The sequence below is a fragment of the Mycobacterium kyogaense genome (assembly GCF_003254575.1).
Lineage (GTDB): Bacteria > Actinomycetota > Actinomycetes > Mycobacteriales > Mycobacteriaceae > Mycobacterium > Mycobacterium kyogaense.
In genome coordinates this window covers 399,020-409,598 of sequence record NZ_QJUA01000001.1, presented here as the reverse complement: position 1 = coordinate 409,598, position 10,579 = coordinate 399,020, and the positions used below count along the sequence as shown (strand labels likewise).

The window sequence follows — 10,579 nt, the reverse complement described above, 5'->3', positions numbered from 1 at the left end:
CCCTCCCGATCCCGGCCCCCGCGCCCGTCGCGGCTCCCGCGCCGGCGGCCCCTGCGCCCGCACCCGTCGCCGCACCGGCACCGGACCCGCTGGCCCCGCTGAACGCCGTCCCGGTTCCCGCACCGGCCTACGACGTCGCCAACCAGGCCATCTCCGGCGACCTCCCGATGCCCGACGGCATGCCGCACCTGGCCAGCCCGACGAATCTCCCGCCCGGCACCACTGCCGATCCGAACGCGGTCGCCGACCCGAGCCCGAACGTGACCTACCTAAAGGACATCTGGCACGCCATCCAGACGCAGGAGATCTCCGGCAAGGACGCCCTCCTCGCGCTCACGCAGCGGCCGCTCACCAGTGGTCCGGCCGCCCTCGAGCCGGTCGCCCCGGGTGCGCCGCTGCCTGGCGCGCCGATCGATCCCGCGGCGCCGCCCGCCCCGGGTGCGCCGGTCCCGCCGGCTCCGGTCCTGCCGCCGTCCTGATCTCCGCTACGCGGAGTTGACCCACTCGTCGGTGCCGTCGACGAAGAACTGGTGCTTCCACACGGGTAGCAGTTCTTTGACGCGGTCGACGAGTCGTGCACACGTCTGAAAGGCTGCGCCGCGATGATCGGCGGCCACGACGGCGATCAGCGCTGCGTCCCCGATCTGCAACGGACCGACGCGGTGGCTGACGGCGATCGCCCGCACCCCGCTGGCCTCGGCCGCCACCTCCGCGACGACATCGGCGAGAACCTGGGCCGCCGACGGATGCGCCGAGTACTCCAGCCTGGTCACCGAGCGGCCGCCGTCGTGGTTGCGCACCACCCCGGCGAACGACACCACAGCGCCCGCGGCGTGGTGGGCGACGAGTGCCTCGTGCTCGGCGGCATCGATTGGCTGCTCGGTCAGCGCTGCGCGCACGACCTCGGTCACGGTCGGTGATCTCCGCCCCGCAGCTGGTCGAGGGCATGGTCGAGCACCTCGTCGAGAACGCCCAGACCGTCCCGCACGCCGCCCAGTGAGCCGGGGAGGTTCACGATCAACGTCCGTCCCGAGACCCCACAGATCCCGCGCGACAGCACCGAAGTCGGCACCTGGGGCAGCCCCGAGCGCCGGATCGCGTCGGCGAGGCCGGGGACCTCGTAGTCGAGCACGGCCGCGGTCTGCTGCGGCGTCGCGTCGGTGGGTGAGACACCGGTGCCCCCGGACGTGATGATGACATCGGGCTCGTCCTGCAGTGCCTCCCGCAGCGCCGCACCGACCGGCTCACCGTCGGGAACCACCACCGCCGGCGGGGTGTGCACCGCACGCGCGGTGAGCCAGTCGACGATCACCGGACCGCATCGATCGGTGTAGACGCCGGTGGCGGCACGGGTGGAGGCGATCACGACCACACCGGAGCGGGTCGGGCTCACCGCGACCACGGGCCGGTCTTGCCGCCCTCCTTGTGGAGCACGCGGATACCGTCGATCGAGGCGGCACGGTCGACGGCCTTGATCATGTCGTAGACGGTCAGTGCGGCCACACTGACAGCCGTCAGCGCCTCCATCTCCACCCCCGTGCGATCGGTGGTGCGGACCGTCGCCGTGATGCCCACCTCGTCGCCGGAGACGTCGAAGTCGATGTCGACACCGGTGATAGCCAACGGATGACACAGCGGCACCAGCTCGCTGGTGCGTTTGGCCGCCAGGATGCCCGCGACGCGGGCGGTGGCCAGCGCGTCACCCTTGGGCAGGCCGTTCGTGCTGATCAGGTCGATGACGTCGGCGCGGGTCCGGACGGTGCCCGCAGCCACCGCAACGCGCTTCGTCACGTCCTTGGCGGTGACGTCCACCATGTGGGCGGCGCCGGCCTCGTCGAGGTGCGAGAGGCGCTCCGCCATCGCTACTTGTTGATGACGGTCGAGGACTGGATGAACGGCAGCTCCTCGGCCGGCAGGGGGAAGGTGATGTCGCCGAACGGCGACAGGGCCCCGGTGCGGTCGGCGGCCAGCTCGCTGACGGCGTGGTCGTCGGCGTCGCTGGTGGGCCAGCCGGGATCGACGTATCGGTTCTTCTTGTCATCAGCCACGGATGACATTGTGGCAGGCCGATCGCCGGCTGGCGAGGGTGGGAGGCTGCTTTACGCTGGTCAGGTGAGCGCCAAGAGCCCCGGTATGCCGTTGGGCGTGTGGTTGGCCGAACGCGACGACGAGGCACTGATCACGCTGTTGCGGTCGCGGCCCGACCTCACCCAGCCGCCACCGGGAACGATCGCCGCGCTGGCCGCCCGGGCCGCCGCCCGGCAGTCGGTCAAGGCCGCCACCGACGATCTCGACTTCCTGCACCTGACGGTGCTCGACGCACTGCTGACCGTGCATGCCGAGACGACCGCGGTGACGTTCAAGGAGTTGGCCGCAGCGTTGGGCGAGCGCACCGACGAGGCGTCTGTGCGCGCGGCGGTCGGCGACCTCACGGAGCGAGCGCTGGTGTGGGGCGACACCGCAGGCACGGGCGCCCTGCGCGTCGTCGCCGAGGCCGCGAACGGGCTGCCGTGGTACCCGGGCCAGGCGACGCTCGAGCCGCAGGCCCTCTCCGCGGCCGAGGTCACCGAGGCTCTCGACGCACTCGACGATGCGGCACGCGATCTGCTCGAGAAGCTGCTCGAGGGCTCTCCGATCGGCCGCACCCGCGATGCCCTCCCCGACGCTCCGGCGGATCGGCCCGTCCAGCGGCTGCTGGCCGCCGGGCTGCTGCGGCGACTCGATGCCGACACGGTGATCCTGCCTCGGCTCGTGGGGCAGGCGCTGCGCGGCGAGACGCCCGGTCCGGTGAGCCTGGCCCGCCCCGACCCGACGGTGACGACCACGTCCACCGCCGACGTCGACGCCGTCGCGGCCGGCGCCGCGATCGACCTGCTGCGCGAAGTCGATCTGGTGCTCGAGAACCTCGGTGCCACACCGGTTCCGGAGCTCCGCAGCGGGGGCCTGGGGGTCCGCGAGGTCAAACGACTGACGAAGGCGACGGGTATCGACGAGCGTCGGCTGGGTCTGATCCTCGAGGTGGCACTCGCGGCAGGGCTGATCGCCGCCGGGGTCCCCGAGCCCGAACCCCCGGACACCGGTTCGTACTGGGCACCGACGGTGGCCGCAGACCGATTCATCGAATCTCCCACGGCGGTCAAGTGGCACCTGGTGGCGTCGGCGTGGCTGGACCTGCCGGGCCGGCCCAGCCTAGTCGGCGCCCGCGGCCCAGATGGCAAACCCTATGCAGCGCTTTCGGATTCGCTGTTCTCGACAGCAGCTCCGCTGGATCGCCGACTCCTGCTGTCGATGCTCGCCGAGCTGCCACCAGGGTCAGGGGTGGATGCCGCGAGCGCATCCCGCGCCATGGTCTGGCAGCGGCCCCGCTGGTCGGCGCGCCTGCAGCCCGACCCGGTGGCGGACCTGCTGACCGAGGCGCACGCCGTCGGCGTCGTCGGCCGCGGGGCGCTGGCCAGCCCGTTGCGCAGGCTGCTCGCCGGCGAGGACGAGCAGGCCGTCATCGCCGCGATGGACAAGGCGCTTCCCTCCCCGATCGATCATTTCCTGGTGCAGGCCGATCTGACGGTGATCGTCCCGGGGCCATTGGAGCGGGATCTGGCCGAACAGCTGGGCGCAGTCGCCACTGTCGAATCAGCCGGTGCGGCAATGGTGTTCCGCATCGACGAGGCATCGGTGCGGCGCGCGCTCGACAGCGGCAAGACCGCCGGAGAACTCCACGCTCTGTTCACCAGACATTCCAGAACACCGGTGCCGCAGGCATTGACCTATCTCATCGACGATGTCGCACGACGGCACGGGCAGCTGCGGGTGGGCATGGCAGCGTCGTTCGTGCGCTGCGAGGACGCGGCGCTACTGGCCGCCGCCGTCGGCGCCCCGGCCACCGAAGCCGTCGAATTGCGCCTTCTCGCACCGACGGTCGCGGTGTCGCAGGCCCCTATCGCCGAGGTGCTCTCCGCGCTGCGAAGCGCCGGGTTCGCCCCGGCTGCCGAGGATTCCACCGGGGCGATCGTGGATCTGCGCAGCCGTGGCTCCCGCGTCCCGGCCCCTGGCCGGCGCCGCACCTTCCGGCCCGGCGCCACTCCCACCGACCAGACCCTCGGTGCGATCGTCGCCGTGCTGCGCAAAGTCGCGGCGTCGCCGTCGTCGGGGCTGCGACTCGACCCGGCGGTCGCGATCTCCGAATTGCAGCACGCAGCACACCATCAGGAGTCGGTGGTGATCGGTTACGTGGATCCGGCGGGCGTCGCCAGCCAGCGGGTGGTCGCGCCGATCAACGTGCGCGGTGGACAGCTGACCGCGTATGACCCCGCCTCAGGTCGGGTGCGCGAATTCGCCATCCACCGCGTCACGTCGGTGGTCTCGGCCGATCCGGGCTAGATCAGCGACACCGTCGTCAGGACCAGCCCGGCGACCAGCGCCGACAGGTTCGAATCGTCCACCACGTTCACGGTGATCGTGCGGGTCGGCAAGACCCCCAGTTGCGTCGCCTTGAAGGTGACCGCCTCCAGCGCCTGCTCGTACTGAGCGATCGTGGCCGTTCCGGACAGCGTCAAGACCCCGGTGTTCGTGTTGTAGGCGGCGGTCACCGGGTTTCCGCTGATCCCGGCGTAGGCGAGCGTGTCACCGCTGCGGAGGCCCGCAGTGATCGCCACCGACGCACCGGTCAGCATCGTCGAGTCGGTGTCGAGGATCGTCGCTGACGTGATGGGCTTGACCGAGCTGCCGAGCTTCACGAACGTGGCGCCGACCGTGACGATCGTCGGACGGTCCGGGTTCTTCACGCCCACGAGCACCGTAGCGGGCAGCAGCGTGCCCACGCCGGAGTCGTCCACCACATCGATGGTGACCGTACGAGTGTCGAGCAGGCCGGCGCCGCCGGTCGCTGTGAACGTGACGGCCTCCAGCGCTGCTTCGTACTGGGCCAGCGTCGCCGTCCCGGTGAACGTCAACGTGTCGGTTCCGTTCCACGTCGCCGACACGGGGTTGCCGTCGATCGGGGCGAAGCTCAGCAGATCACCGGCCTGCCGTCCGCCGCTGATCTTCACCGTCGCACCGGTGAGCACCGTCGAGTCGAGATCGCCGATCTCGACGTTGGCGGCGACCTTGACCCCGGACTTGCCCAGTGTGTAGGTGGCCGGCAGCGACAGCACGGTGAGCAGCGGCCGGACCGGTGCGATGGTGTTGGCGAACACCACGCCCGGAACAGGACTGGTGTCGCCGTCCTCTTCGGTGACCGAGATCGTGACCGAACGAGTGAGGCCGACCTGCGTCGCGCTGAACGAAATCGCCTGCAGCGCAGCGGTGTACTGCTCCACGCTGGCGAGTCCCGTCAGCTCGATGGTCCAGTCGTTGGGGCGGTTGACCTGGATCGTGGAACCCGCGGGAGCGGTGTAGGTCAATGTGTCACCGGACAGGCGGCCGGGGCCGATGACGATGGTTGCGCCGCTGAGGTTGCCCCCATCGGCGTTGGCGATGAGGACCGAGGAGATCAGTTTCACCGGAGGCTTACCGATGGTGTGGATCGGGGCTCCCAATGGGGTCACTGTCAACGGGAGTTCCACGATGATCGCCGGGAGAACACCCATCGCGACCGTCGCGGGCAGCAGACTGTCGTTGCCGTCGGTGTCGGTGAGGGTGACGTTCACCGTGCGCAGACCGAGCCCGAGTTGCGTTGCGCTGAAGGTGATGTCCTTCAGCGCGGCCTCGAACTCGGCGAGAGTGACCGGTCCGGTCAGTGTCACCGAGCGGTTGTCGTCGCTGAAACTCGCCGTGATCTGACTGCCGTCCGGCGCGGTGTAGGACAGCGCGTCTCCGGTCTGCTTACCGGCGCCCAGCGATACCGTGACCGACTGCAGTGACGACGAGTCGGCATCGGTGATCTCGGCGATCGACAGCAGCTTCACCGGGTCGCCACCCAACCGGAACGGCCCGCCGCCGACCGCGAACAGCGACGGCGGGAACTGGATCGCCGGCAGGAGCAGAAGCAGAACGCCTGCGGGAACCAGGTTCTCGATGCCTTGTTCATCGGTGAGGGTGATCTCGATGGCGCGAGTCGCCAGACCCAGCTTTGTGGCGCTGAACGTGATGGCCTTGAGCGCTGCTTCGTAGTCGGCCAGGCTGGCCAGGCCGGACAGTGTGACCGTGCGGTTGTCGTCGCTGAAGACGGGCGTGATGATGCTGCCGGAGGGCGCGGTGTATCCGAGCACGTCACCGAGCTGTTTACCGGCGGCGATCGAGACCTTGACGCTCTGCAGTTGTGTGGAGTCGGGATCGACGATGGCGGCTGCGGACAACAGCTTCACCGGATCGCTCTTCACGACGTAGGGCAGTGCGGGCGTGGCGAGCAGCGACGGTGGGAGTTGAACGAGCGGGTCCACGGTGAAGGCGACTGTCTGGCGGTAGGTGTCGGCCTGCGCCAGCCCGATCACGCGAGCCACGGTGTGCAGCAGGCCCAGCAAGCCGGGGAGGTCGACGGAGCTGTCACTCACCACGACGGTGAATTCGACGGGTCGGGGATTGCCGACGACCGGGGTGGTCGGCGTGTAGAGGAAGGAACCGTCGAGCGGGTTGCGGACGACCACACCTCCGCCGGCCGGTTGCTCGATGGTGTAGGTCAGCGGGTCGTCGTTGGGGTCGTAGGCGTCGATCCGGATCACGACCTGTCCGGTGACGATCTGCTCGGTGGTCACCGACCGCACCACCGGTGTCTTGTTGAACAGTGTGTGGGTGATCAGCCGGCGTACGTAGGCCAGCAGGGCGTCGTCGACCGGAGACGACGCCGGGGTCTTGGTGTCGGAAAGAGTGTCGGACAGCGTGTCGGAGAGCGCAGTGGCTTTCTCGATCGCCGCGGGGGCCTGCAGACTCACCACTTCCACCGGCGCGGTTTGGGGCGCCGGGTCCGGCACCCGGGCGAAGAGGCGCTTGCGCGGTGCCGTCGTCACCGGCGATACGGCGACCTCGTCGCTGTCCGCACTCTGCTCGGTACCCGCGGCAACGACGTCGATGTCCCGACTCTCGTCGCCCTCGGCGTCCCTGGTCCGTCTCGGCCCGTCGAACCTGGCATGCCATCTCCGCGGGCCGGCTGCTGTCTCGTCGTCAGCAGTTGTCGCGCTGTCGGCATCGGTCTCGGCCTTGGTGTCGGTAGAGCGCTTCGCCCCCCGGATCTTGCCGGCTCGGGGTGCGTCGGTGTCCGGTGTCGTGCTGCCCGCCGACGTGACGCTCGACTCCGTCTCGCCCTCGCTCGCCGCGGCCACGCCCGTCGCCGCGTGTGCGACCGCCAAGCCGATGCCCAGGGAGACCGCCAGTGCCCCCACCCGTCCGACAGGAATCGCCGACCGCTGCTGCTCGACTCGGTGTCGCGCGGGTCGGTTGGACCCTGCATCGTCGAGGAGCCTTGCGGCCGCCCAGAACTGCCCTTCGGCACCGATGCGAGACTTCCGATGTCCGACAGCTTTGCCACTCATGCGCCCGGCCTCCGTCACTGCGTCCAGTCCCCCGTGACTGTTCGCCCCCCGACGACAACGCTGGGCGTGAGCCGTCACGCTTGTGGCCGCTACCCCGCGCAGCGAACACTAGAGCAAATTGACGCGCGTGACTGTCTTTTCTGTGAAAATGCTCCAAGAAGTGTTTTCGGCAACCTCACCCTTCTTCTTGAAGTGGAGTTATGCGGCGAGGGCTACTCGGAATGAACGTGTCGGCTTCCACTGTCGACGCTGATCCGCACCCGCTTCCGCAGATCGCGCAACCCAAGATGCCACCCTTCTGTCGGGGCGACCGTGCCCGCCGTCCTGAACGCGAAGCCGGGTTGTCGTGAGAGTGCGGATAATAGGCAGGATGACTTTCTTCCGAGGCCGCGCATGACCGACGGCCCCTTGATCGTGCAGTCGGACAAGACTGTGTTGCTCGAGGTCGACCACGAGCAGGCCGGCGCTGCCCGCGCGGCGATCGCGCCGTTCGCCGAACTCGAGCGGGCACCCGAGCACGTGCACACCTACCGCATCACGCCGCTGGCGCTGTGGAACGCCCGCGCCGCCGGCCACGACGCCGAACAGGTCGTCGACGCCCTGGTGTCGTTCTCCCGCTACGCGGTGCCCCAGCCGCTGCTCGTCGACATCGTCGACACCATGGCGCGCTACGGCCGCCTGCAGCTGGTCAAGCATCCCGCCCACGGGTTGACGCTGGTCAGTTTCGACCGCGCCGTGCTCGAAGAAGTGCTGCGCAACAAGAAGATCGCGCCGATGCTCGGCGCCCGGCTCGACGACGACACCGTGATCGTGCACAACAGCGAGCGCGGCCGGGTCAAGCAGATGCTGCTCAAGATCGGTTGGCCGGCCGAGGATCTGGCGGGCTACGTCGACGGCGAGGCGCATCCGATCACGCTCGAGCAGGACGGCTGGGAGCTGCGCGACTACCAGCAGATGGCTGCCGACTCCTTCTGGGACGGCGGCTCCGGCGTCGTGGTGCTGCCCTGCGGGGCGGGCAAGACGCTGGTCGGCGCCGCGGCGATGGCCAAAGCCGGTGCGACGACGCTGATTCTGGTCACCAACACCGTCGCCGGCCGCCAGTGGAAGCGCGAGCTGATCGCGCGGACCTCACTGACCGAGGAGGAGATCGGCGAGTACTCCGGGGAGAAGAAGGAGATCCGCCCGGTCACCATCGCCACCTATCAGGTGATCACCCGCCGCACCAAGGGCGAGTACAAGCATCTCGAGCTGTTCGACAGTCGCGACTGGGGGCTGATCGTCTATGACGAGGTGCACCTGCTGCCAGCGCCGGTGTTCCGGATGACGGCCGACCTGCAGTCCCGTCGGCGGCTCGGACTCACCGCGACGTTGATCCGTGAGGACGGCCGCGAGGGCGATGTGTTCTCGCTGATCGGACCGAAGCGCTACGACGCGCCGTGGAAGGACATCGAGGCGCAGGGGTGGATCGCGCCGGCCGAGTGCATCGAGGTCCGCGTCACGATGACCGACAACGAGCGCATGCTCTACGCCACGGCCGAACCGGACGAACGGTACAAGCTCTGCGCGACCGCACACACCAAGGTCAACGTGGTGAAGTCGATCCTGGAGCGCCATCCGGACGAGCCGACGCTGGTGATCGGGGCCTACCTCGACCAGCTCGACGAGCTCGGCGTCGAGCTGGACGCGCCGGTGATCCAGGGCTCGACAAAGACCGCGGAGCGCGAGCAGCTGTTCGACGCGTTCCGCACCGGTGAGATCCGCACGCTGGTGGTGTCCAAGGTCGCCAACTTCTCCATCGACCTGCCCGAGGCCAGCGTCGCCGTGCAGGTGTCGGGCACGTTCGGCTCCCGCCAGGAGGAAGCTCAGCGGCTGGGACGGCTGCTGCGCCCGAAGGCCGACGGCGGCGGAGCGGTGTTCTACTCCGTGGTGTCGCGGGACAGCCTCGACGCCGAGTACGCCGCGCATCGACAGCGCTTCCTCGCCGAGCAGGGCTACGGCTACGTCATCAAGGACGCCGACGACCTGCTGGGCCCGGCCATTTGACCGTCGAACGCGTCGTTCCCATCGTCACGGTGCCGGACCTGCCGGCTGCCGTGGCCCAGTACCGTGCGGTCCTCGGCCTCGACGTCGTGATGGACCACGGCTGGATAGTCACGCTCGCCGACCCCGAACACCGCCACCAGGTCAGCCTGTTGACCGAGGACGCGACCGCCGCGGTCAATCCGACGGTGTCGATCCAGGTCAGCGATGTCGACGAGGCGTATAGGAGTGCGTTGGACGCGGGCATTCACATCGTCCATCCGCTCACCGACGAGGAGTGGGGCGTACGGCGCTTCTTCTTCGAGGACGCCGCAGGCAACGTTGTGAACGTGCTGTCGCACAGTCCGGGTTCGAGCTGAGCGGGCGCGCCGCGGCCGCGAACCGGCTAGCCTCATTCCTCGAGTCGGGACGAGCTCGAGGCATCACGAAGGAACCCATGACGACAGACAGGCGCGACGTACGCGCCAGAACTCTGCGCTGCGCCGCCGGCGTCGCCGCTGCGGTGGCGTTCGGTGTGCTTGCACCGGCCGCGATGGCCGGCGCGCAGCCGGTCCCGACACCTGTTCCCGGGCCCGACGGCGCACCGCCGGCGCCCGGCCAGCCGGTCGCTGTGCCGGTCGATCCGGCGGTCGCCGCGCCGCCGCCGGCGCCGCCCGGACCGCCGATGGTGCCCGAGATCCCCAACGCCCAGTACGGCTCAGGCGACGGCCCACTGGGCTTCCTGCGCGACGCCTGGCACCAGGCCCGCGATCCCTACGGCTTCATGGGGACCGCCGACATGCCGAACATGCCGCCCGTGGGCGCTCCCCCGCCAGGCGCTGGCCCGCCGCCTCCGCTGCCGCCGGGCTACAAGTCCCTGAACGCGCCCGGGTCGGAGACGCCTGCCACCGCCCCGCAGGGCGGTGGTCCGGCGCTACCTCCGGGCTACTACCCGGTCAGCGGTCCGATGCCGCCGGGGTACGAGTGGGGTGTACCGCCGCCTCCGCCGCCGCCGGACCCGAACGCGCCGAAGCCGTACGTGCCGGTGGTCTCGCCGCCTCCGCCGCCGCTGTTGCCGACGCAGTAGCTTCTTCTCC

The 10,579-nt window shown here is 69.7% G+C and carries 9 protein-coding genes and 1 pseudogene; 5 read left to right on the top strand and 5 right to left on the bottom strand.

Translation table 11 applies throughout. From position 1 onward, the window contains the following. Positions 1-479: pseudogene (locus tag DMB80_RS01980) on the top strand (transglycosylase family protein); the annotation flags it as partial. Between the two features lie 6 nt (positions 480-485). On the opposite strand, the gene DMB80_RS01975 reads toward DMB80_RS01980, so the two are convergent. Genes DMB80_RS01975 through DMB80_RS01960 form a run of 4 tightly spaced genes read right to left on the bottom strand, consistent with a single transcriptional unit; the run spans position 486 to position 2,057 of the window. Beyond that, a complete protein-coding gene (locus DMB80_RS01975; protein WP_111508303.1) occupies positions 486-911 on the bottom strand; it encodes a molybdenum cofactor biosynthesis protein MoaE in 426 nt (141 codons plus the stop codon). Continuing rightward, positions 908-1,393, bottom strand: coding sequence for a MogA/MoaB family molybdenum cofactor biosynthesis protein (locus tag DMB80_RS01970; protein WP_111508349.1), 486 nt, complete (start codon positions 1,391-1,393; stop codon positions 908-910). The genes DMB80_RS01975 and DMB80_RS01970 overlap by 4 nt, the downstream gene beginning before the upstream one ends. Next, complete coding sequence (gene moaC, locus DMB80_RS01965; RefSeq protein ID WP_046366297.1) at positions 1,390-1,860, bottom strand: cyclic pyranopterin monophosphate synthase MoaC; 471 nt, start codon at positions 1,858-1,860, stop codon at positions 1,390-1,392. The genes DMB80_RS01970 and moaC overlap by 4 nt, the downstream gene beginning before the upstream one ends. Before the next feature lie 2 nt (positions 1,861-1,862). After that, the gene (locus DMB80_RS01960; protein WP_111508302.1) at positions 1,863-2,057 is read right to left on the bottom strand and encodes a hypothetical protein; all 195 of its coding nucleotides are present in this window, start codon (positions 2,055-2,057) and stop codon (positions 1,863-1,865) included. A 55-nt stretch (positions 2,058-2,112) separates the two neighbouring features. Here DMB80_RS01960 and DMB80_RS01955 point away from each other — a divergent pair, with 55 nt between their 5' ends. Continuing rightward, entirely contained in the window at positions 2,113-4,377 is a 2,265-nt protein-coding gene (locus DMB80_RS01955) for a helicase-associated domain-containing protein (protein ID WP_205538460.1), read from the top strand. Here DMB80_RS01955 and DMB80_RS01950 read toward each other — a convergent pair. After that, positions 4,374-7,463 carry a hypothetical protein gene (locus DMB80_RS01950; RefSeq protein WP_240430955.1) on the bottom strand — a complete coding sequence of 1,030 codons (3,090 nt, stop codon included), beginning with the start codon at positions 7,461-7,463 and terminating at the stop codon, positions 4,374-4,376. The two genes, DMB80_RS01955 and DMB80_RS01950, sit on opposite strands and share 4 nt — an antisense overlap. A 393-nt stretch (positions 7,464-7,856) precedes the next feature. On the opposite strand from DMB80_RS01950, the gene DMB80_RS01945 reads away from it, so the two are divergent. The 3 genes from DMB80_RS01945 to DMB80_RS01935 all read left to right on the top strand — a co-directional run bounded on the left by DMB80_RS01945 (position 7,857) and on the right by DMB80_RS01935 (position 10,569). Further along, complete coding sequence (locus tag DMB80_RS01945; RefSeq protein WP_111508300.1) at positions 7,857-9,506, top strand: DNA repair helicase XPB; 1,650 nt, start codon at positions 7,857-7,859, stop codon at positions 9,504-9,506. Then, positions 9,503-9,862, top strand: coding sequence for a VOC family protein (locus tag DMB80_RS01940; RefSeq protein WP_073685207.1), 360 nt, complete (start codon positions 9,503-9,505; stop codon positions 9,860-9,862). The genes DMB80_RS01945 and DMB80_RS01940 overlap by 4 nt, the downstream gene beginning before the upstream one ends. 77 nt (positions 9,863-9,939) lie before the next feature. Continuing rightward, entirely contained in the window at positions 9,940-10,569 is a 630-nt protein-coding gene (locus DMB80_RS01935) for a hypothetical protein (RefSeq protein WP_420812103.1), read from the top strand. Positions 10,570-10,579 lie beyond the last annotated feature (10 nt).